Below are 21,368 nucleotides of genomic sequence, written 5' to 3'. Positions count from 1 at the left end.
GCCGCATTCGCAGGACTCTGGCTTCATGCCTGATGCAACCATATGCGGCCGCCGATCATGTTTCCGCTATCTGAGAAGGCCTTCGGGCCTGTGAGCATTGAGGTGATTCACAGTGCGGTTGGCCATGATCGAGCAGATTGCCAGCCACCTGCGAAGGGGTTTTGAGACGCTCTACGGGGATTTTGCGATAAGGCCGTTTCGACTTCTGTCGTAGGCAGGATAACGGATCAGTTCGGTCTACCGTACCGGCCTTCGGACTACGAAATCGGCATGTACCGCGCAAACAAAACACCTGAGACAAAGAGGCCGATTGCATAGAAGGTATGGGCCAGGAGGCTGCGGAGCCGCGAGAGCCAGGGCTGCGGCGTACGAGATGCGGCGATGCCTGCCCCAAGGCAAGGTTGAAGGATGAAGAAGGGAGCAACGATGCTGCCGATGCCGATGATCAATGCGGGCAACAAAGTGGGATGCCGAAGCCATTCGGGCCAGAGACAGACAAGAATGGCCGCGAAGACGATGCCGATCACATAATGCGCCATCCAGCCGAGTGCAGCTTCGCCTCGCGCCATCGGTGTCTTTGCGATGCCGTCATGGCTGAAACGGCCTCCGGGAAGATGACCGATCCATCGTCCGACGAGCCGATAGTCGAGAGACGGCACTCCGAAGACCAATTTCTGGAAAACTGCCCATCCGTCCATTACAGCTGTCGCCCCGATCCCAACAAAGAGGGCTCCCAACACGCTTGTCATTGATTGGTCCTCTCCCACAACATAATCATTCAATAATTTGCTTGAATGATTATCTGATGTTAGAAAACAGTCAATGACAAAAACCGAGACACACGCACTGCTCTTCACCGACTTGGCCGAGATTGCGCGCACGCTTGGTCATGCGCATCGTCTTATGCTGCTGGAACACATCGCGCAGGGCGAACGGTCGGTGGAACGGCTTGCCGAACTCACCGATCTGACCGTGGCCAATGCATCGCAGCATCTCCAGCATTTGCGCCGGGCGGGGTTTGTGGAGACGCGCCGCGACGGCAAACGGGTCCTCTACCGCCTTGGCAGCGGGCCGATCGAGGCGATGCTAGCGTCGTTACGCGGCTATGCCGATCACATGCGATCCGAAATCCGCCAGCTCGCCGCCGATCCAAACAACGCCGAGGGCAGACACGATTCGATCTCTCGCGAAGAATTGCTCAAGCGTATTCGCGCGGGCGACATTACCCTGCTCGACGTGCGCTCCGCAGAAGAATATGCGCTTGGCCATCTGCCTGGTGCGCTCAATATCCCTGCGGAGGAACTGGAGCAACGGCTGTCGGAGCTTCCACCCAAACAGGATGTCGTCGCCTATTGCCGTGGGCCGTATTGCGTCTTGTCCACCAATGCGGCGGCGTTGCTGGGAGCCAGAAACTTCCGGGTTTTACGTCTTGCCGCCGGCTTCCCGGACTGGAAAGCGGCTGGGCTCAGTATCGAGGTCTGAGCCAGACCCGCGCGAAATATTACGGAAATATCCCCGAAAGATGAATTTAACGGATGCCATACCAGAGCCAGGGAGAAAGCAAATGCAGGATGATTCCGGTAAGGCTAACTCCGTGAAGGGGCCAGCTTCCTACTTCCCCTCCATCGAGAAGAAATATGGTCGACCCGTCGAGGAATGGTTCGAACTGATCCGGGCCAGGGCGGGCTCGAAACATATGGAACTGGTCGCCTGGCTGAAGGATACACATGGAATGGGGCATGGGCACGCCAATGCTCTTGTGGCCTATGTGCTGGCCAAGGATAGGAAAGAAGCAGGGCAAGGATAAAAGGCGGCGCACACGGAAGCCCTTCCTTTTCCGGTAGCGCCGCCTCGCTGTAGGTTTCGCTGACCGGGGATCGACCGGTCAGACCTGGTTCATGCGCTGGTCGAGGGCGGCAAAGCCAAGCGCGACCGCTCCGAGCACGACACCGACCCAGCCAACAGAGGCCAGACCATAGCCGTGACTGATCGGAAGGCCAGCTAGCAGCGGAGCCAATGTCAGACCGAGTTGGAAGGCGGAAGAGTTCGTTGCGCCTGCGAGAACTGGCGCATCGGGCGCAATAACGTAGACTCGCCCCCAGACGGCCGGGTTCAATACAAACCCCATAACGCCAAGGAGGAAGATCAAAGCAACGATTGCTTCCCGGTGCGGCGCGAGCAGCGCGATCGCGGCAGATGTTAGAACCAGACCAACGATGCCGGAGACAAGGGTTGCGAAGGAGCGCTGGTCGGCCGTTCGGCCGCCAATCGTCAGCCCAACGAATGCGCCGAAACCAAACAGGGACAGGACCGCCGGGAGCCAGTCGACACGCAGGCCACTCACGTCGAGCAGCAATGCACCCATATAGCTGAACGTTCCCATATAGGCGGCAGTCGTCGTTGCCGTGGTGGCGTAGGCAAGCCATAGGGCCGGGCGTTTCATGGCGCTCAGTTCCCTCGCTGTGTCAGGCGCAGGCAAATCGCCTCCCATCTTTTTTGGCAGGACCAGAAGAACGGCGACTGCCGCAGCAGCCGTCGCGAGCACCACCGCCCAGAACCCTCCTCGCCAGCCAGTGACTTCACTGATGAAAGTGCCTGCCGGGCCGCCAAGGACCATGGCGGCGGTCAAGCCGCTGACGACGACCGAAAGTGCCTTCGCGCGACGATCCGGGGCAACGAGTTGCACCGCTGTGGACGCCGCGACGGCCCAAAAGCAGGCATAGGCCAGCCCCATGACGAACCGGGCCAGGAGAACGCCAGGATATCCATCCAGAATCAGGCTGGCTGCCGTGGCGGCGATAAAGGCGACCTGGCTCAAGAACAGCGTGGCGCGTCTTGGCCAATGAAGTGTCAGGATCGCAAGCGGCGGCGCTCCGATCAGGGCACCGACCGCAAAGGCGGAAATCAAGGTCCCTGCCGTCGGCAACGAGATTTGCAGGTCTTCCGCGATCTTTGGAAGAATCCCTCCCATCAGAAATTCGGCGCTGCCCATGGCGAACAGGCTCACGCCGAGGAGGTAGACAGCTATGGGGACGGTGGTGCCGCTTCGTTGGAATCCCGAGGCTGCGCCCGCATCACAGGATGTCGCACGATCTGCGTGTTCTGTCATCGAATCTCTCAACTGAATCATTGAACGAAGGAGCCACTGATGGCACGAACGATATTATCATTCAAGTGAATGATTGAATGAAGTGATGAGATTTGTGCTGCCACCGCCTGCGCGATGCCGCTTCCATCTCTTCGCCGCCGACCCGACCATCGAGTGTTACTGCCAGATGCGGCATCTGGTGGCTTGAGAGAGCGGCGAACCCTACGGAATCGTCGATAAGCAGCTTGCAAAGCAAGGTGGGTCGCGGCGGGTTGTGCTGACAGTTCCGAACTTCATGGCGAGGGTTAAGCGTCGATTGGGTGATATGAGCTGCGTGGTATTCTGCATCAGCTTGGGGAACTGCTCGACAGCGTTGTGACTGTCGATGTTGCAGGCCGTGCCGGCATCCTGCCCCCCTGATCCCTCCGAAGTTTTGCCGCAAGCATGGACCAAAATGCGGGCGCTGATTAGGGAGGCAGCAGCCTTTGATGTCGCGAAGCAAAAATCACGGAAATCCTGAGGGCAACATGGCGCATCGACCCGTCGACATCCGCCGTCTCGGCCCCTCCGACCTTTCGCTTGTCCGCCAGTTAAATACGCTATTCGGTGACGCCTTCGACGATCCCGACACTTTTGAGGCCGCGCCGCCCGACGATGTCTGGCTGACCGGGCTGCTCGCCAAGGAGCATGTGGTGGCTCTGGTGGCGTTGTCGGGCACGGAGGTCGTGGGTGGGCTGGTCGCCTACGAACTCGAAAAATTCGAGAGGGCGCGCAGGGAATTCTACATCTACGACCTCGCCGTCGCGGTCGGTTATCGGCGCCGGGGCATCGCAACTGCGCTGATCGAACACCTTCGCGCCATCGCCGCGCAACGGGATGTGTGGGTGATCTATGTGCAGGCCGACTATGGCGACGATCCGGCGATCGCTCTCTACGAGAAGCTGGGTATCAGGGAGTATGTAATGCATTTCGACATCGAGGTCGCTTCAACGACCTGAACCGGGCGCGCCGAGTTCAACCTCTGCGAGGCGCCGGCAGCAGTCATTTGCAGGCCCGCGCCTGCATAAGCCCGGCGCCATAGGTCCGGTCGCGCCCGCGCGGGCCAAGATCGACGGCCGCGCGCGCCAGCCAGGCCATCGCCGAGGCGTCGTCATGCACCCGGCCCGCCTTCTGTGCGGCGGCAAGCTCGACCGTGACGAAGGGGGCGGCGAAGCTGGTGCCCGACCAGCTTGCTCCCTTCGCCGCTTTCAGGTCCGCGCCCCAGACATCGACGCCCGGCGCGGCGATATCGACATAATTCCCGGTCGAGGCGCGCCGATAGATCCGCCCATGCCGGTCTGTGGCGGTGACGGCGATCACACCGGGATAGGCGGCGGGATAGCGGGGCCTGCCCCGCGGCCCGCCATTCCCGGCGGCGGCTACAAGGATCGTGCCTCGCCTGGCGCTGCGCGCGACGGCATCGGCCAGCAGGGCATTGGGCGGGCCGGCAATGGACAGGTTGACCACCGGCACGCGGTTGTCGGCCATCCAGTCCAGCGCGGCGACCAGGTCGATGGCATCGGCGATCAGTTCACGGCTGTTGCCGTCGAAAACGGCGGCGGAATAGAGCGTCGCCTGCGCGACAAGCCGCCCCCCTGCCGGCGTCTTCCCGGCGATGATACTGGCCACGGCGGTCCCGTGGCCGGCCGGCCGGGCCGAGACAGAGAACACCTTACGTTTGATGCGGGCGCCGCTCAGCGTCGGGTGATCGGCGATAGCGGTGTCGATGATGCCGATGCGCGCGCCCGACAGGCAACTGCTCCTCGAGGGAAACCCGGCCACGGTACGGGCATAGACCGCCTGGCCGGGCGAATAGACATGGGACAGGTCGAACACCGCGCCCGGCGCTGAGGCGATGGCCGCCTGAAGCGCCGCCCGGTCCGCCATGCCGCGGGGCAGGCCAGTCGCGCGACGATGCCGGAGCTGCTGTTACGGCTGCGGATCACGCGAAAGCCGGCCTGCTCCAGTGCGCGGATATCCCTTGCCCGAAGGCGTGCGGCCGAGATCTCGCTACGCCGGACCCGGTTCTGCCCATCGCCGCCACTGTCCCGCGATACGAGGTTGGAGGGCATGGCGACCCGGTCGTCATCATCGTCGCGGTCGTCATCGTCATCGTCCGACCGCCCGCCGTCATCATCGTCGTCGGAGTCGCCGTCATCGTCGCCGCTGTCGGAATCATCTCCGTCACTGTCCCCGTCTCCGTCGCTATCGCCGCCCCCATCGTCATCCGCCCAGGCGGCTCCAGCCAGCCATGCCCCCTGCGGGGCCTGCGACACGGTGGATTCGACCAGCGACAGCAGGGCAAGGGCGGGCAATGTCAGCAAAAGGGCCGCGCGCAGCGAAGAAGGCAAGGGCATGGGGCACCAGATCAGATGTTTCATCGACAACGCAGCAGAGCGGGATTTTCTTCCCCCGACAATCTTCCTGCGTGGAAATTGGATTAAATTCGCCGGTTCATGCGTAGTCTTGGCAGGAAACTGCCCGGAAGCGACGATGAGATCCGAATTCGCCAATGACCTCGTGCGCCTCGTTCCCCGGCTCAGGCGCTTTGCGCTTGGCCTGTGCGGCAACAGCGCCGATGCCGACGACCTCGTGCAGGCGGGCTGCGAGCGTGCACTTGCGAATGCGGATGCCTTCGCGGAGGGCAGCCGGCTGGATAGCTGGATGTATCGCATCGTCCAGAACCTGTGGCTGGACAGCCGCCGCCGCCTGAAAGTGCGGGGAACGCCGGTCGATCCAGCCGATGCCGGGCTGGACGACAGCGGCATCGGCGCGCGCGAGGCCGAGGGGCGGATGCTGCTGTCGCAGGTCTTTGGCGAGATGGATCGCCTGCCCGAAGGCCAGCGTGCCGTGCTGACGCTGGTCGCGGTCGAGGGGCTGAGTTATCGCGAAGTGGCCGAAGTGCTGGACATTCCGATCGGGACCGTAACCAGCAGGCTGGTGCGCGCTCGTGAGGCTCTGTCGGCCACCCTCGCGCCGAAAGGCGGCCGGCAATGACCGGGGAAGATGAGATGAAACGTCTTGATCCCGTGATCCTGAACGCCTTTGCCGATGGCGAGCTTGAGCCCGAGGAGGCGGCTCGCGTGGTGATGCACTTGGCCGACTGCCCCGCCGATCAGGCGGTGGTGGACGGGATCATGGCGATGAACGCGACCCTGGCGCGTGCTTGCGAAGGCCCGATGCATCAGCCGGTGCCGCCCGCGATCCGGGCCGCGATCTTCGGGCCGCCCGCCGCGGCGTCCTCTGCGCGGCCCGCCCGCTTACGCCGCCTGCTGACGGGATGGCGGGTGATGGTGGGCGCAGGTGCACTGGCCGCCGCGTTGGCCGTGGCGGCAGCGATTCTGTTGCCGCCCGCTGACGCCCCGATGCTGACACTTGGCCCGCTGGAGCCGCGCAGCCCCATGTCCGAGGCGCTCGACGAACTCGCCTCGGGCCAGACCCGGCTCGTTGAAAAGAATACCGAACTGGGCATCCTCGCCAGCTTCGCGGTCCAGGGTGGCTATTGCCGCGAATTCTCGCTGCACCACGATATCCGCCCGGATCTGGTCGCGCTGGCCTGCAACGACGCTGGTGGCTGGCATGTCGCCGCGCTGCAGCCGGCCTCCACGCCGTCGTCCTCATCGGGCTATGCTCCTGCCGGCGGCGATGGCGACAACCCCATCGGAGCATATCTGGACACGCGCGGCGCGGGTCTGGCGATGGCCCCCGAGGAAGAAGCCGAGGTGCTGCGTGCGGGCTGGCACTGAAGCCGGGTCCAGCTGGGCCGGCGGCGTGATTTCGTTCCATTGAGGACGGAAAACAGCGGAAATCCGCCGATCCTTTCGCATCTCCCCTGCTTCGGTGGATTTTTGCGGAAGCCGCCACGTTGTCATCGAGACGACATATTTCTGCAACGCCGAGAGGGATTCCAGAACGATGCGGCAGATCATTTCCTGCGATGGTTACGCGCCCGGTCCAAGGCCTTTCCGGCCCGCTGCCGGTCCCGCGCGGATCGCGCTTTATTCGCATGATACGCTTGGCTTCGGGCATTGGCGGCGCAACCTGCTGCTGGCGACGGCGCTGCGGCGGCTGGATCCCGCGCCACAGGTGCTGATGATCGCGGGAATGCGCGAGGCCGGCGCCTTCGATCTGCCCGAGGGCGTCGATGCCCTGACCCTTCCGGCTTATGGCAAGAACAGCGCGGGCGACTACCAAGCGCGTGACCTGAACCTGGAGCTGGGCGAGCTTGCGGCACTGCGGGCGGCCTCGATCCGCGCGGCGCTGGAGTCCTACGACCCCGACCTGCTGATCGTGGACAACGTGCCGCGCGGTGCGCAGGGCGAGATGGTCCAGGCGCTGACCGCACTGCGGGCGCGCGGCAAGGCGCGGATCGTGCTGGGTCTGCGCGACGTGATCGATACGCCCGAGGCCGTGCGCGGCCAATGGCTGCGCCAGCGCAACCATCCGGCCCTGCGGCGCTGGTTCGACGAGGTCTGGATCTATGGCGATCCGAACTTCTACAATCTGGTCACTGAATACAGCTTCAGCGAGGAATTCGTATCCCGCGTCCGCTTCATGGGCTACCTGGACCAGCGCGAGCGGCTGGTAAGCGCGGCCTCGCCTGCGCCGCAAGCCTCACCCTATGTCCTTTGCACCGTGGGCGGCGGGCGCGACGGGGCGCGGATATGCGATATCTTCACGCAGGCCAGCCTGCCCGCCGGACATTACGGCATCCTGATCACAGGCAGCCAGATGCCGGCTTCCGACCGCGCCGTCCTCCGCGCCCGGATCGCGGCGCGCCGTGACATGGAGATGCTGGATTTCACGCCCGAGCCTTTGCGCCTGATCGCAGGCGCCGCGCGGGTGGTGGCGATGGGCGGCTACAACACCGTGACCGAACTGCTCTCCTTCGGCGTGCCTGCCCTGATCCTGCCGCGCACCCGCCCGCGCCGCGAACAGATCCTGCGGGCCGAACGACTGGCCGCGTGCCATCTGGTCGGCATGATCGAGCCCGACCGCCTGACGCCGGAAAACCTGTCGGCATGGCTGGCCGGCCCGCCGCCGCGCCCGGAACGGGTGCGCGAGATGCTGGACATGTCCGGACTGGATTGTGTGCGCGCCCGTGCCTTTGAACTGCTTTATCCCAACATCAGGAGGATCTGCGCATGACCGCCCCCCGTCCCGCCAGCGTGGGCTATGTCGTCAAGCGGTATCCCCGCTTTTCCGAAACCTTCATCGTGAACGAAATCCTCGCCCATGAGGAAACCGGGCGGCAGATCGACATCTTCGCCCTGCGAGCGGTCGAGGAAAGCCATTTCCAGGACATCCTTGCCCGCGTCCGCGCGGGCGTGATGAGGGTGCCGGACTGCTTCCGCGGCCCGGACGAGTTGTGGCAGATCATGCTGGCGGGCCATCAGATGCTGCCCGGCCTGCCCGAGGCGCTGGCCGGCTTCCCCGAGGCGCGGGGGGAGGATATCGCGCAGGCGCTGGTCATTGCGCTGGCGGTGCGCGAGCGCGGCATCGACCACCTGCATGCGCATTTCGGCACCATCGCCGCCACCGTGACCCGCATCGCCGCCGTGCTGGCGGATATAAGCTGGTCGGTGACGCTGCATGCCAAGGATATCTATTACTTTTACGAGGAAAACCAGCATCTTGGGCTGAAGCTGCGCGATGCTTCGGCGGTGGTGACGGTCTCCGACTACAACGTTGCGCATCTGGCGCGGACTTGGCCGGGCACGCAGGCGGTGCGGATTTATAACGGCATCGACCTCGACCGTTTCCGCTGGCAGCCGCCCGCGCCCGAGGCCGATGAAATCCTTGCCGTGGGCCGGTTGGTGGAAAAGAAGGGCTTCCACATCCTAATCGAGGCTCTACGCATCCTTGCGACCGAGGGTCGCCCCATCCGTTGCCGCATCGTCGGCGCGGGCGAGGAGGAAGCCGACCTGCGCGCCCAGATCGCCGACTGCGGCTTGCAGGGCGTGACGCTCTCCGGCCCGATGCCGCAAGAGGCGATCAAGGCGGCCATGCGGGGTGCGGCGGCTCTGGCCTGTCCCTGCGTGGTGGGTGAGGACGGCAACCGTGACGGCATGCCCACCGTGCTGCTGGAGGCGATGGCGCTTGGCTTGCCCTGCATCGGCTCGGACGTGACCGGCATTCCTGAACTGGTCAAGGACGGCAAAACCGGCCTGATCGTCCCCGAGGGCGACGCCCCCGCGCTGGCCCGCGCAATCGCCCGGTTGCTGGACGATCCGGCGCTGCGCCTGCGCCTTTCTACCGCCGCGCGGCAGGTGATCGAGCGCGACTATGACATCCGCCGCAACGCCCCCCGCCTTGGTGCGATCTTCGACGCCTGCGCGGCGCGGGGAGCGGAAAGGGGGGCCGCCTGATGCATATCGCCTATGTCTGCACCGATCCGGGGATCGAGATCTTCGGCACCAAGGGCGCCTCGATCCACGCACAGGAAATGATTGCGGCCTTTCTGGCGCGCGGGGACCGGGTGACGCTGATCTCGCCCCGTATCGGTACGCCTTCAACGGGATACGAGGCTTTGCGGCTGGCGCCGCTGCCCGCCCTGTCGCGCGGCGAGGCCGAGGCCCGCGCCGTCGCGCAACTGGCGCTGAACAATGCCGTGACCGCAGCCTTGCGCGAGGCCGGTCCCGTCGACCTGGTCTATGAACGCCACGCGCTTTTCGCCCATGGCGCGATGGAGGAAGCCGCACACCAAGGCATTCCCGGCGTGCTGGAAGTCAACGCCCCGTTGATCGAGGAAAGCGCCCGCCACCGTGTGCTGGTCATGCCGGAAGAAGCCGACGCCAGCACCGCCCGCGCCATGCGCGCCGCCCGGCTGGTCGTTGCGGTCAGTGGGGCGGTGGGTGATTATGCCCGCCGGCACGGCGCGCAAGGGGCCGAGGTGATCCCGAATGCCGTTGACCCCGCCCGTTTCCCCTCGGTTCAGCGTCCCGACGGGCGGCTGACGGTCGGCTTCCTCGGCACGCTGCGCCCCTGGCATGATGTGGAAACGCTGGTCCGCGCGATGACGCCCCTGCGCGCGACCTTCCCGCACGCGCATCTGCTGATCGTCGGCGACGGGCCCGAGCGCGAGCGGCTGGCCCCCCTGCTTGCGGCGCTGAATGCCGAACTGCCCGGCACGGTGCGGCCCGACGATGTGCCGGGCTGGCTGGCGCGCATGGATATTGCCGTCGCGCCCTATGCCGGGAACCAGCCCTTCTATTTCTCGCCGTTGAAGATTTACGAGTACATGGCGTCTGGCCTGCCGGTCGTGGCCAGTGATGTGGGAGATCTGGCGCAGGTGGTGCGCCATGGCCGGACCGGGCTGCTCTGCCCGCCGGACGATCCCACCGCCTTGGCGGGTGCGCTGGCGGAACTGGCGGGTAACCCGCAGGCCGCGCGGCGGATGGGGCAGGCGGGGCGCGAGATCGTGTTGCACGACCACACCTGGGCCAGAGTGGCGGCGCGGGTGCTGCGCGTTGCGACCGGAGTACTCGCCTGATGGCCCGGCCCGAGACATTGCAGCAGGCACTGCCGGGCCTCGGCCGCGTGCTGCGCCGCCTTGCGCCCTATATGCGGCCCTATCGCGGGCTGATGCTGGGAGGCGCGTTGTCGCTGATCGCCGCCACGCTGATGAAGCTGGTCGAACCCTGGCCGCTGAAATTCGTCATTGACCGGGTGGTGACGGCGGACATGCCGTCCGGGCTGGCCTCGCTGGGCGCGACGCAGCTTCTGGCCCTCTGCGCGCTGGGGTTGGTGGCCGCGACGGCCTTGCGGGCGCTGTTCGACTACCTTGCGACGCTGGGCTTCGCGCTGGCGGGCAACCGGCTGCTGACCGATGTGCGCGCCGACCTGTTCGCACATCTGCAACGTCTGCCATTGGCTTTTCATACCGGAGCGCGCACCGGCGACATGACGCTGCGGCTGATCGGCGATGTCGGTATGCTGCGTGAAACGGCGGTGACGGCGGCGCTGCCGATCCTTGCCAGTCTGCTGGTGCTGGTCGGGATGATCGGGGTGATGCTGTGGCTGGACCCGTGGCTGGCGCTGGTGGCGCTGCTGCCCTTGCCGCTGCTGGGGTGGCTGACGGCACGAATGGGACGCAAAATCCGCTCGGTCAGCCGCGACCAGCGCAAACGCGAGGGTGCGATGGCCGCCACCGCCACCGAGGCATTGGCCGGAATGCGTACCATTCAGGCGCTTGGTCTTGAGGATCGCATCGGCGCCCGTTTCGGCGCGGCCAACGCCAAAAGCCTGCGTGAGGGTGTGAAGGGCACCCGGCTATCGGCGGGCCTCGAACGCGGTGTCGACCTGCTGGTGGGCGCGGCAACCGCGGTGGTCCTGTGGGTCGGCGCCTTGGCGGTCATGGACGGGCGGCTGACGCCGGGCGACCTGCTGGTCTTCATCACTTACATGAAGAACACCTTCCGTCCGGTGCGCGATTACGCGAAATATTCCGCGCGGCTGGCCAAAGCATCGGCCGCGGGCGAACGGGTGATCGAGCTTCTGGACACCGATGCCGGCCTGCCCGACGGCAGCGTGAAGGCCCAGGGTCTGAGCGGCGCGATCAGCGCGCGCAACGTGCACTTCGGTCATCCGGGGCGGGCGGTGTTGAACGGCGTCGATTTCGATATCCATGCCGGGCAGTTCGTCGCCATCATCGGCCCCTCGGGCACCGGCAAATCGACGCTGGCCAGCCTGATCCTGCGGCTTGCAGACCCGGATCGGGGCGCGCTGACGCTGGACGGGCGCGACCTGCGCGACTTTACCCGCGCCTCGCTGCGCCGCCAGATCAGCTATGTCCCGCAGGAGCCACTGCTGTTCCGGACCACCATCGCCGAGAATATCGCCATGGGCGCGGATGGCGAGGTCTCGCCCGCCGAGATCGAGGCCGCCGCCCGTCTTGCCAACGCGCATGATTTCATCATCGCCCGGCCCGAGGGCTACGACGCCCGGATCGAGGAACGCGGCGGCAACTTGTCCGCCGGCCAACGCCAGCGGCTGGCCATCGCCCGCGCGGCGCTGCGGCCCGCGCCGATCCTGCTGCTGGACGAACCGACCGTGGGGCTGGACAGCGTGTCCGAGGCCGCCGTGCAGCAGGCGATCCTGCGGCTGGCACGGGGGCGAACGGTGCTGACGATCACCCATGACCTGCGCTTCGCCGCCCGTGCCGATCGGGTGCTGGTGCTGTCGGGCGGCAAGGTTGCGGCGGATGGTCCGCCCGACAGGGTGCTGACACATGCCGCTGAATGACGCCGACCTCGACCTGATCGCGCGCGACCCGGCGCTGCCGGGTCTGAAGCTGGCATTGGACGGGAATGCGCTGCGCGCCCGGCTGGAGGCGGGGTCGCTGGTCCCGCGCTATCTGCGCTACAAGCCGGGCGAGACCTGCACGGCGCATTTCGACGACGGTGGCGCGGGGCTGACCCTTCGGGCGGTGACGGCGGAGCGCTATGCGATCTATCGTGGGCGTGCGGCATGGCATCGCCCGGATGTGCGGTATTGCGATGACCTGTGCGCGGTGATCCTGCCCGGAACGCTCGACCGGGGGGTCAAGGCCGCCGGGCATCTGCTGGTCCCGGAAAAGGCTCCGGCTCTGCTGGCCGCGCTGATCGGTCTGGGAAATGACCGGCTGGTTCTGCTGAAGCACAAGCCGGGGCGACGGCTGGTCCTGCGGGTCAACCGCGACGGGCGGCCCTATGCGTTGCTGAAGGCGGTGCCTCCGGGCGATTTCGACGCACTGATGCTTTCCGCCAGGCGGGCGGGGGGCGCGGTTCTGGGCGCCGACCCGGGGCAAGGCATCGTCGTGCAAGGCTGGATCGCCGGAACCGCCGCCGACCCGCATCACGCGGCACCCGAGGATTTCGCCCGGATCGGTGCCGCTCTGGCTGCTCTGCATCGCGAAACGGCGGACGGCCCACTGCGCAAGCATCCCTGCTTCGAGGCGCTGGAGGCCCTGGTATGGCTGCTGCCCGATCTTGCATCGGAAGCGCGCGCCTTGTCTGGGGGACTGGCGCGCGGGCTTGCCGAAGAGGCGGCGAACACCCTCTGCCATGGCGATTTCAGCGCCGACCAGGTGATCCTGAACGGCAGCGGCCTGCGCTTCATCGACTGGGATCGTGCCGGTCCCGGTCCGGCGCAGCTCGACCTCGGCAGCTTCCTCGCGCGGCTGGATGCCGACAGGCTGCTGGACGGGTTGCCGGCTGCCCGCGCCGAAAGCCTTGGGCGGGCTTTTCTGCGCGGCTATGGTGCAATTGATGCCGGGCTTTATCACGCCGCCGCGCTGGCAGCACTTGTCTGCGAGCCGTTCCGGGACCGCCGCGCCGACTGGCCACGCGCCTGCGCCGGCCTGCTGCGGCGGGCGGCACGGCTTGCGGGAGGCGAGGGCGCGCTGGCCCGCGCGCTGGACCGGGAAGGGATGGCGCGGGCGATCGCCGCCGCATGGGGCAGGCCGGTCACGCTGGACCCACCCGAATTGCTGCGCGACCGGCCTGGGCGGCGAGCGCTGATCGCCTATCGCGGCATTACCTCTGAAGGCGCGTTCGAGACCTATGGCAAGCTGCGCGTTAAGGGGCTGGACAGCCGTACCCCCGCCCTGTACCGGCGGCTCGCCGCCGCACTTCCGGGCGATGTAGGTGTTCCCGATGTGATGGGCATCCTGCCCGAGGCGCGGATCTGGTTGCAGGCGCGGGTTTGTGGACACCTGCTGGCCGACCTGCTGGACAGCCCCGACACCGCGCCCTTGCGGGCGGCAGGGCGGGCCTTGGCGCGACTGCATGGCGTGGGTCTCGACCGGATCGGCGAGGTTGCCGAATGGACGATGCGGGACGAACTGACCGTCATGCGGGACGCGTTCGCCAGGGCCGCAGCCGCGCGACCCGAGTTTGGCCAATCGCTTGCCGCGCTGGATGCAATGCTGACCGAACAGGCCGAGGCCCTGCCGCCGGGGCGCCGGAACGGCATTCACCGCGATTTCTACCCCGATCAGGTGATCGTCGCACCGGACAAGACCTGGCTTCTGGACCTGGACCTGTTCGCCATCGGCGATCCCGTCATCGACATTGCCAATTTCATCGCCCATCTGCGCGAACATGCGCTACGCAACGGGTTGGAGGATAAACCCCGCGCCCATGAGGACGCTTTCCTGGCCGGTTATACGGGGATCGCCCCTCTACCCGATGCCGCACGACTGGATGTGCTGATACGCGTGTCACTGGCACGCCATGTCTGGATCTCGCAGCGCGTCGCGGGGCGATCCCATGTGACGGGAAGGGTGATCTCCCTGCTTCTGGCGTAGGATGGATAGGTCGTCATCGCTTGCCCTCGATCATGGCCGCAACGGTTGTCCAGGAAGAGGATTGCCGATGCTTTGTGGTTCCGCGACAATGCCAGTCCTGGAGTGACATGGGGGACAGAAACGGTGAGCACACACTTCATATTCGATGGCCCGCATGACGCACGCATAACGGTGCTGCTCGCGCACGGCGCCGGCGCGCCCATGGATTCGACCTCGATGAATGCGATCGCCAAGTCTCTCGGGGCGGCGGGATTGCGGATCGCGCGCTTTGAATTTGCCTACATGGCCGCGCGACGCACGGGTGACGGTCGCAAGCCGCCGCCCAAAGCCGATCGTCTCCTGCCGGAATATGTGGCCGCCGTGGACGATCTTGGCCCGACCACTGGGCCGCTCATCATCGGCGGAAAGTCGATGGGTGGCCGTGTCGCCAGCATGGTCGCCGATCCGCTGTTCGAAGCAGGGAGAATTGCGGGACTTCTTTGTCTCGGCTACCCGTTTCATCCGCCAGCAAAACCTGATCAACTTCGCACCGAACATCTTGCCGCGCTGAGCTGCCCGACCCTGATCTGCCAGGGCACGAGAGACCAGTTCGGTGCGCAGCACGAAGTGGCAGACTATGCGCTGTCCCCAACCATAGAGCTGCTGTGGCTCGAAGATGGCGACCACGACCTCAAGCCGCGCAAATCCGTATCCGGCTTCACGGCTGCCGATCATCTCCGTACTGTGAATGAGACTGTCGTCGAATGGACCAGGCGTATCGGTGGTTAACCCTGGTTCCTCGTCTTTCCGATCAAGGTAGGCAAGTTGTCCTTTTCCCTGTCAGATCGGCGTTTGCAGACCGGCGCCAGCCGCTCGCCATAACTGTTCATCTCAGGCAACTATCGACGATATCGACCTTTTCATGGTCAGCCCCGGAAAAATCTCCGCTCTTGTCACAAAGTCACGCCCTGAAACGTCAACCGGCCAAGCAGTCATCCTTTGACCAGAAGGGCGTTCGACAATGACATCGAAAATGCGGGACGGATCATCGCATGGCTCTCCGGAACCGGCAGTCGAAAGCCGGTCGCATATCGGCGTCTTCGAGCAGGCGCACCCGCGGCTCCTCGGCCTCGCCTACAGGATTCTCGGCTCTCGTGCGGAAGCGGAAGACGCCGTGCAGGACACCTTCCTTCGCTGGCAGGCAGTGGACATTAGAAACATCGAGTTTCCGGGCGCCTGGCTGACAACGGCCTGCACACGGCGTGCCATCGACATGCTGCGCGCCTCCTACCGCAGCCGGGTGGACTATGTTGGCAACTGGCTGCCCGAGCCGGTCCAGCCGATGATCGACAACGAAGCGGAGGCGCAAATGGAGCTTTCATCCTCTCTCTCGACCGCCTTCCTGCTGATGTTGGAGCGCCTTTCGCCGAAGGAAAGGGCCGCCTATCTGCTCTACGAGATTTTCGAGATGTCTTACGCCAGCGTGGCCGCATCGCTGGATATGAACGAGCCGGCGTGTCGAAAGCTGGTTTCGCGCGCCAAGGCGCGGATCGGCGACAGTCAGGTGCGTTATCAGCCGTCCGAGGAACGGCAGGAGGAACTGCTGGCTGCCTTCGAAGACGCAATCCGGAACGGGCGGCCCGGTTCCCTGGTCGCCATGCTCGCGAGCGACGTACGCCTGACCGCCGACGGTGGGGGCAAGGTGGCAACGGTTATGGAAGTCCTGGAAGGCGATGCGGTAATGGCTTTCCTGACCGGGCGGCTGAGCCAATGGTGGACGGCGTATGACTGGACGTTCACCGACATCAGCGGACTACGGGGGCTCGTCTTGCGCGAAGGCAAGCAGGTCGTGGCAACGGTCTCCTTCGCCTATGACACGCAAGACCGCATTACCGACATCTTCATCATGCGCAATCCCGACAAGCTGAAAGGCCTCGGAGAGGTCAGGATTCACTAAGTGGCCCGGGGGCCTCAGCGCAGCGCCCCTGGTGGGTAATGCACACCGGGCAAAGGGACGCCCCTTCCGGGGCGCGGCGGTTCCATCTTTTCGAAATGCATGATGCGGCACCAGTCGCGAAAAAAGGCCATCGTGTCGCGTCACAAACGCCTCTCCTCGAACGTCACAGTAGCATGGCAATAGAGCCCACAACCTCCAAGCACCATAGAATTCAAGGAGATGATCATGAGCACCAAAGCACTTTACATCAGGCACAAGGCGCAGCCCGGCAGGCGCGACGAGGTCAAGCGCATCTGGGAGAAATATGCGCGCGCCTATATAGAAGCCGCCAATGGCCATATCGCCTATGTTTACGGTTTTGACGACTCCGACCCCGATGCGATCGTGGCCTACCAGCTCTATTCGGACGAAGCTGGTACGGACGATTTCGTCAAACAGCCCTGGTATCCGGATTATGAGCGGGAGACGGCCGAGCTGCTCGCTGGTCCATCGGAGTTTCGGTCGGTCACACCGCAATGGGTCAAGGGCGACGCCGCCTGAACTGCCCCCAAGCCCGGCGGCATCTGCTGCGCGGTCGCCGGGCCTTTTACCTATCGTTCCTCCGTCACTCCTACGAAAATTGCAGGTCGCAGCAAGGCTGCGGGAGCTTTCCTATGAGCACAAACACTGTTTCGCCGGGTGCAACCCGCCCTGGTTGGGCCGCCCTTATGACCGGCCGGAGCGCCGTATTCTCCGTCATCCTCGCAGGTGGCGTCATGATGCATGCGCTCAATATCTATATCGTTACCACCATCCTGCCATCGGTCGTCGAAGAGATCGGCGGGCTTGGCTTCTATGCCTGGAGCGCAACATTGTTCGTGGTGGCGTCAATCCTTGGCGCGGCCATCGCATCGCGGGTTCTCGATCGGGCGGGAGCGGGTCGCGCATATCTGGTTGCGACGATACTCTTTGCGGCTGGTTCATTGATCTGTGCCGCGGCACCTGCATTTTCGGTTCTTCTTGCCGGTCGCTTCGTGCAGGGTTTTGGCGGCGGGTTGCTCTATGCTTTCGCCTACGCGGTCATCCGGTTGGTTTATCCGGAAGCACTCTGGTCGCGGGCGATAAGCCTGATCTCGATCATGTGGGGCGTTTCCACTCTGGTTGGTCCTGCCGTTGGCGGCTTCTTTGCGGAACTGGATGCCTGGCGTGCTGCCTTCTGGTCGCTTGTTCCTCTATCCCTGATCTTCGGCCTGGTCGCGCTCGCGGTATTGCCCGCGAAAGAGAACGATCAGACTGCTTCAGCGCCATTACCGTTGCCTCAACTTGCCTTGCTGGCCGCTTCCGTGCTCGCGGTGTCCGCCGGCAGCGCGTCCTTCGACCCGATTTGGAACGGCGCCGGGCTGCTGGTCGCGGTCATTCTTGTCATCCTGCTTGTGCTTGTCGAGCGCATGGGAAATGCGCGCCTGCTGCCCGCTGGCAGCCTGGTGGGGGGGAGCCGGCTCATTGCCTTATATGCGACCATCGTCCTTTTGGTGATCGGCATGCAGACTGACATTTTCGTTCCATATTTCCTGCAGGTTTTGCATGGGCAATCTCCACTGATCTCCGGCTATCTCGCTGCGCTCATGGCGATGGGCTGGACGCTCGGCTCATTGGCGAGCGCGGGTCGCAACGGCGACGCCGGATTGCGCGCCATCGCATCCGGCCCGGCATTCGTGCTCGCGGGGTTGGCAATCCTGGCCGTGCTGCTGCCCGTTCCGGGTGGCGCGTTATGGCAAATGACAGCGGTAAGCGGCGGTCTGCTCCTGGTCGGAGTTGGCATTGGAGTTGCATGGCCGCATTTGGTGACCAACGTCTTCCACGAAGTCTCCGCCGCAGAGCAGAGACTTGCAGCCGGCTCCGTCAGCACCGTGCAGCTCTTTGCCACGGCGTTCGGGTCAGCCGCCGCCGGCATGGTGGCCAATCTTGGTGGATTGCGCAATGGAGACGGCGCTGCAGGCGCGTCAGGAGCCGCGTTTTGGCTTTTCGTGGTATTTCTTGCAGCGCCGATACTCGCGGCAGTCACAACCAGGAAAATTGCGGTTGCCCGAACCAGAAGCGATGCCGTCGAGCTTGCCTGACCTGCGGCTGCGAACAACGAAAGCCCGGTGCGTCATCCACGCATCGGACTTTCCGGATTGGGACAATTGCCCCAGTTCGGGGAGAACCAGAAAGTTGCCATCAATATTTTGGTTCGCTGTGGCGGGTGGATGCCGAGTTCTGCTCGTTGCAGATCCCTGCAATGCCGAGATTCAGGGTGATACCCTCCTGCGCTTTGACATTTTCGTAGAGTTTCCGCCACAGATCGTATCGAGGGCAGGATATGGCCCCGGCGTGAGAGTGTTAGACCCGCCGACATGGAACCTGTGCCGCATGGGTCATAAGGCCGAGAGCAGAGGGGTCTTCCAATTCGTGGCCCTCTCCGGAGCCGTGTCAGATGCAAACAGTCGCGTCAGCGGCTTCGTTCAATCCCGCCGGTTCCGATTTCAAGAGCCGTGCTTTGGAAGACTTAATCGGAATTTGCGCCGCACATATGCTATAGGAGCTGACAGGTTGTCATTGGCTGCGGGGCAATGAGATGCTCGACGAAATTGGCGCGATAAGGCAGCGATTTGGCGGTTGCCAAACGCTTGACGACTGCGTCGACGAGGCATTGGCGGCCGTGCACCAGTTCGGCTTTCATCGCCTGGTATACGACTATACTCCCGTCACGCTGGATATCGACGGGACGTTAATGCTGCCATCGCTGCTTATGCTGCGCAATGTCGACGAAGACATGCGACTCTACTGGTTCGACCAGGGCTACTACCGCATCGATCCGACCCAACGCCTCGCGGCACAAACCTCTACACCCTTCTTCTGGGACCTGGACCGCAAGTCCGAGACCGACATTCGCGCCTTCCTAGTCGACGATGCCGAACCGGCGGTGCGCTACCTTCGCGATCGCGACCAGACGACCGGTGTCACCGTCCCGATCCACATGCCGGGTGGTGGCTATGCAACCGTGACGGCCATCTGCAACGCTGGAGACCTCGAACTTGGCCGTGACGCAGGTAGTATCGCCAGGTTAGGTCTTATTGCCCATATATTCCATGAAAACGCCTACGCGAAATTCGATGCCACCGCACATAAGGTACGCGTCGCGTCCCTTTCGCGAAGAGAAAGGGAGTGCCTCCGCTTGTGCGCCGAGGGCTATTCGGCAAAGCAAATTGCACGCGTGATCGGACGCTCCGAACCGACCGTTGTGATGCACCTCTCCGCAGCGGCGAAGAAACTCGGCGCCAGGAACCGCACCCAGGCCGTTGTGCGCGCCCTCCACTACCGCTTGATCGACCTGTAACTGGCGATCGCTGCGCATTGGTTCGCGGCGCCGGTTTCAGGCCACTTTCTCGTAGGCGATGTTCCGGGCCAGCCAGCAGCCGATGACAAGGCCGCGAATGTTTTTGGCGGCGTCCCTTTCGACCTGGATGGTCCAGTTGCCGGGGGCAGGGGCATCCATTGAACGCTGGCAGGACAGCACGAACACATCCCGCCCCACGGGGTAGATCGTGTGCATGGGGCCACGGCCCAACAAACCTTCGAAGCAGCCGAACAACGCGGTGCCGGCTCTGTCGATTTCCAGCCAGGCTTCCAGTTCGCGCGAGAAATACTTTCCTTCCAACCCTGGGACAGCATCGCCAGTGACGCGGACCGCGCTTGCGCTGAGGTTTTCACCGGGTCGGTTCAACCGAATGGCGTCGCCGTCACGCGCCAGGGTCATCGAGGGTGCCTCGGCGGTGTTCTTCGAGTTCAGGCGCAGCCGCTCGGACGAGGTGGCGTAGTGCGCATCGAGCATCGCGCCGTCCGCCTTTACGCCGAGCAGAAGACCGTTGGCCCTGTCCAGATAGTGGCCGTTCCAGCCCTCATCGGCCGTGTCGGCTGAGGCTGGTGTCTCGTCATGACCAAGGGCCGCACGCAGCAACATACGCGCCGCCTCATGGGAATCGGCTTCGTGGTTGAGCAAGACGACGACCGACAACCGCTTCGATGCCGCATGCATGCGTTGTAGGCGAAAGCCGCGCAGGGCGCCGCCATGCCCGCTCACGGCAACGCCGTCCACCGTCTCGTGCGAAAGGCCGTAGCCATAGCGCGCAGGTGTGCCGTCGCTGTATGTCTGCGGTTGCGACAGGCGCCGATAAAGTCCTTCCGCGTTGTCACGGGTAGCATCGATGTAACGCTCCCATGCCAGCATGTCCTCCAGCGAAGCCGAGATGCCGGCGTCACCTGTCCAGTAGATGCGGTTGGTGGCGGGGAAGAAGCCGACCTGGTCGTTGCCTTCATAGCCGGTAACGCCATCCACAGGCTTGCTGGTGTCGGCAGTCAAAAGCGCGGTTTCCATGCCGGCAGGCCCGAACAGCTGTTCGGCATAAAGCTCCGTAAGGGAACGGCCGGCGAAATCTTCCAGGAGATCGGACAGGATGCGGAAATTGCAGTTGGAATAGGAATAGCTGCTGCCCGGCTCGAAGTGGGTGGTGCACATACGGGCCAGAAGCGGCCTGGCGTCCTCGTGGCCGAAGATCCCTTCGGGGTGCGCGCCCTGCACCACGGTCAGCGCCCAATAATCGCGCAGGCCCGACTGCATGTTGCAGAAGTTGGCGACGCTCGGCGTCCGGCCTTCGAGACGCGGCAGGAAATCGGCGACGCGCCCGTCGAGGCGGGCAGGATCGCCCACCAGATCCAGAAGGACGCCGCATGTGAACTGCTTGCTGATCGAGCAGATCGGCAGCCGGGTAGCTGTCGTCATGGTCTGACCGCGCGCCATGTCGGCATATCCCCATGCCTGCCGTGCCAGAACCTCCCCGTTCGCCACAACGCCCGCGACGCCGCCCGGTCCCTTGAATTTTTCAGGCAGGCCCTCGAGCGCCCGCTTCAGGGATGAAAGATGGATCTCGCTCGCCAATGCAGGACTCCCGATGTTGCTACCGCAAATGGAACCGGTAGTGACGATACCCTGCGACGGA

At 64.4% G+C, this 21,368-nt stretch carries 19 protein-coding genes; 15 read left to right on the top strand and 4 right to left on the bottom strand.

Annotated features, from left to right (window positions below; all coding sequences use genetic code 11):
• Positions 1 to 257: 257 nt before the first annotated feature.
• Positions 258 to 749 carry a DUF2938 domain-containing protein gene (locus ACVCNR_RS21765; protein ID WP_447076472.1) on the bottom strand — a complete coding sequence of 164 codons (492 nt, stop codon included), beginning with the start codon at positions 747 to 749 and terminating at the stop codon, positions 258 to 260.
• Positions 750 to 822: 73 nt separating this feature from the next.
• On the opposite strand from ACVCNR_RS21765, the gene ACVCNR_RS21760 reads away from it, so the two are divergent.
• Both ACVCNR_RS21760 and ACVCNR_RS21755 read left to right on the top strand, forming a co-directional pair.
• Positions 823 to 1,482, top strand: coding sequence for an ArsR/SmtB family transcription factor (locus ACVCNR_RS21760; RefSeq protein WP_447076471.1), 660 nt, complete (start codon positions 823 to 825; stop codon positions 1,480 to 1,482).
• An 82-nt stretch (positions 1,483 to 1,564) separates the two neighbouring features.
• Positions 1,565 to 1,807: a DUF4287 domain-containing protein gene (locus ACVCNR_RS21755; protein ID WP_354198515.1), complete on the top strand. Its 243-nt coding sequence runs from the start codon at positions 1,565 to 1,567 to the stop codon at positions 1,805 to 1,807.
• A gap of 78 nt (positions 1,808 to 1,885) precedes the next feature.
• Here the strand turns inward: ACVCNR_RS21755 and ACVCNR_RS21750 are convergent, their stop codons facing one another.
• Entirely contained in the window at positions 1,886 to 3,109 is a 1,224-nt protein-coding gene (locus ACVCNR_RS21750) for an MFS transporter (protein WP_447076470.1), read from the bottom strand.
• A 506-nt stretch (positions 3,110 to 3,615) separates the two neighbouring features.
• Between ACVCNR_RS21750 and ACVCNR_RS21745 the strand changes: the two genes are divergently transcribed.
• Positions 3,616 to 4,086 (top strand): AAC(3)-I family aminoglycoside N-acetyltransferase, encoded by a 471-nt coding sequence (locus tag ACVCNR_RS21745; RefSeq protein WP_447076469.1) that lies wholly within the window; start codon positions 3,616 to 3,618, stop codon positions 4,084 to 4,086.
• Positions 4,087 to 4,129: 43 nt separating this feature from the next.
• Here ACVCNR_RS21745 and ACVCNR_RS21740 read toward each other — a convergent pair whose 3' ends face one another.
• Positions 4,130 to 5,014: a S8 family serine peptidase gene (locus tag ACVCNR_RS21740; RefSeq protein ID WP_447076468.1), complete on the bottom strand. Its 885-nt coding sequence runs from the start codon at positions 5,012 to 5,014 to the stop codon at positions 4,130 to 4,132.
• Positions 5,015 to 5,620: 606 nt separating this feature from the next.
• Between ACVCNR_RS21740 and ACVCNR_RS21735 the strand changes: the two genes are divergently transcribed.
• The 12 genes from ACVCNR_RS21735 to ACVCNR_RS21680 all read left to right on the top strand — a co-directional run bounded on the left by ACVCNR_RS21735 (position 5,621) and on the right by ACVCNR_RS21680 (position 19,708).
• Positions 5,621 to 6,124: an RNA polymerase sigma factor gene (locus ACVCNR_RS21735; RefSeq protein ID WP_447076467.1), complete on the top strand. Its 504-nt coding sequence runs from the start codon at positions 5,621 to 5,623 to the stop codon at positions 6,122 to 6,124.
• A gap of 14 nt (positions 6,125 to 6,138) precedes the next feature.
• A complete protein-coding gene (locus ACVCNR_RS21730) occupies positions 6,139 to 6,873 on the top strand; it encodes an anti-sigma factor family protein (RefSeq protein WP_447076466.1) in 735 nt (244 codons plus the stop codon).
• A 169-nt stretch (positions 6,874 to 7,042) separates the two neighbouring features.
• Positions 7,043 to 8,275 carry a glycosyltransferase family protein gene (locus tag ACVCNR_RS21725; protein ID WP_447076465.1) on the top strand — a complete coding sequence of 411 codons (1,233 nt, stop codon included), beginning with the start codon at positions 7,043 to 7,045 and terminating at the stop codon, positions 8,273 to 8,275.
• On the top strand, positions 8,272 to 9,495 hold the full coding sequence (locus ACVCNR_RS21720) for a glycosyltransferase (protein ID WP_447076464.1): 1,224 nt from the start codon (positions 8,272 to 8,274) through the stop codon (positions 9,493 to 9,495). Before ACVCNR_RS21725 ends, ACVCNR_RS21720 begins: the two co-directional genes overlap by 4 nt.
• Positions 9,495 to 10,619, top strand: coding sequence for a glycosyltransferase family 4 protein (locus ACVCNR_RS21715; RefSeq protein ID WP_447076463.1), 1,125 nt, complete (start codon positions 9,495 to 9,497; stop codon positions 10,617 to 10,619). The genes ACVCNR_RS21720 and ACVCNR_RS21715 overlap by 1 nt, the downstream gene beginning before the upstream one ends.
• Complete coding sequence (locus ACVCNR_RS21710) at positions 10,619 to 12,370, top strand: ABC transporter ATP-binding protein (protein ID WP_447076462.1); 1,752 nt, start codon at positions 10,619 to 10,621, stop codon at positions 12,368 to 12,370. The genes ACVCNR_RS21715 and ACVCNR_RS21710 overlap by 1 nt, the downstream gene beginning before the upstream one ends.
• Positions 12,357 to 14,414, top strand: coding sequence for a phosphotransferase (locus ACVCNR_RS21705; RefSeq protein WP_447076461.1), 2,058 nt, complete (start codon positions 12,357 to 12,359; stop codon positions 14,412 to 14,414). Before ACVCNR_RS21710 ends, ACVCNR_RS21705 begins: the two co-directional genes overlap by 14 nt.
• A 123-nt stretch (positions 14,415 to 14,537) precedes the next feature.
• Positions 14,538 to 15,182: an alpha/beta hydrolase family protein gene (locus ACVCNR_RS21700; protein WP_354198537.1), complete on the top strand. Its 645-nt coding sequence runs from the start codon at positions 14,538 to 14,540 to the stop codon at positions 15,180 to 15,182.
• Positions 15,183 to 15,426: 244 nt separating this feature from the next.
• On the top strand, positions 15,427 to 16,350 hold the full coding sequence (locus ACVCNR_RS21695) for a sigma-70 family RNA polymerase sigma factor (RefSeq protein WP_447076460.1): 924 nt from the start codon (positions 15,427 to 15,429) through the stop codon (positions 16,348 to 16,350).
• A 225-nt stretch (positions 16,351 to 16,575) separates the two neighbouring features.
• Positions 16,576 to 16,890: a putative quinol monooxygenase gene (locus ACVCNR_RS21690; RefSeq protein WP_354198541.1), complete on the top strand. Its 315-nt coding sequence runs from the start codon at positions 16,576 to 16,578 to the stop codon at positions 16,888 to 16,890.
• Between the two features lie 113 nt (positions 16,891 to 17,003).
• Entirely contained in the window at positions 17,004 to 18,449 is a 1,446-nt protein-coding gene (locus ACVCNR_RS21685) for an MFS transporter (RefSeq protein ID WP_447076459.1), read from the top strand.
• Positions 18,450 to 18,946: 497 nt separating this feature from the next.
• Positions 18,947 to 19,708: an autoinducer binding domain-containing protein gene (locus ACVCNR_RS21680; RefSeq protein WP_354198544.1), complete on the top strand. Its 762-nt coding sequence runs from the start codon at positions 18,947 to 18,949 to the stop codon at positions 19,706 to 19,708.
• Positions 19,709 to 19,744: 36 nt separating this feature from the next.
• On the opposite strand, the gene ACVCNR_RS21675 is transcribed toward ACVCNR_RS21680, so the two are convergent.
• Positions 19,745 to 21,295 (bottom strand): D-aminopeptidase, encoded by a 1,551-nt coding sequence (locus tag ACVCNR_RS21675; RefSeq protein ID WP_447076686.1) that lies wholly within the window; start codon positions 21,293 to 21,295, stop codon positions 19,745 to 19,747.
• Positions 21,296 to 21,368: the final 73 nt, after the last annotated feature.

It is taken from the genome of Aquamicrobium terrae, assembly GCF_052978165.1.
The sequence above is the reverse complement of the archived record's forward strand: the minus strand, read 5'-3'. Positions and strand labels throughout refer to the sequence as shown.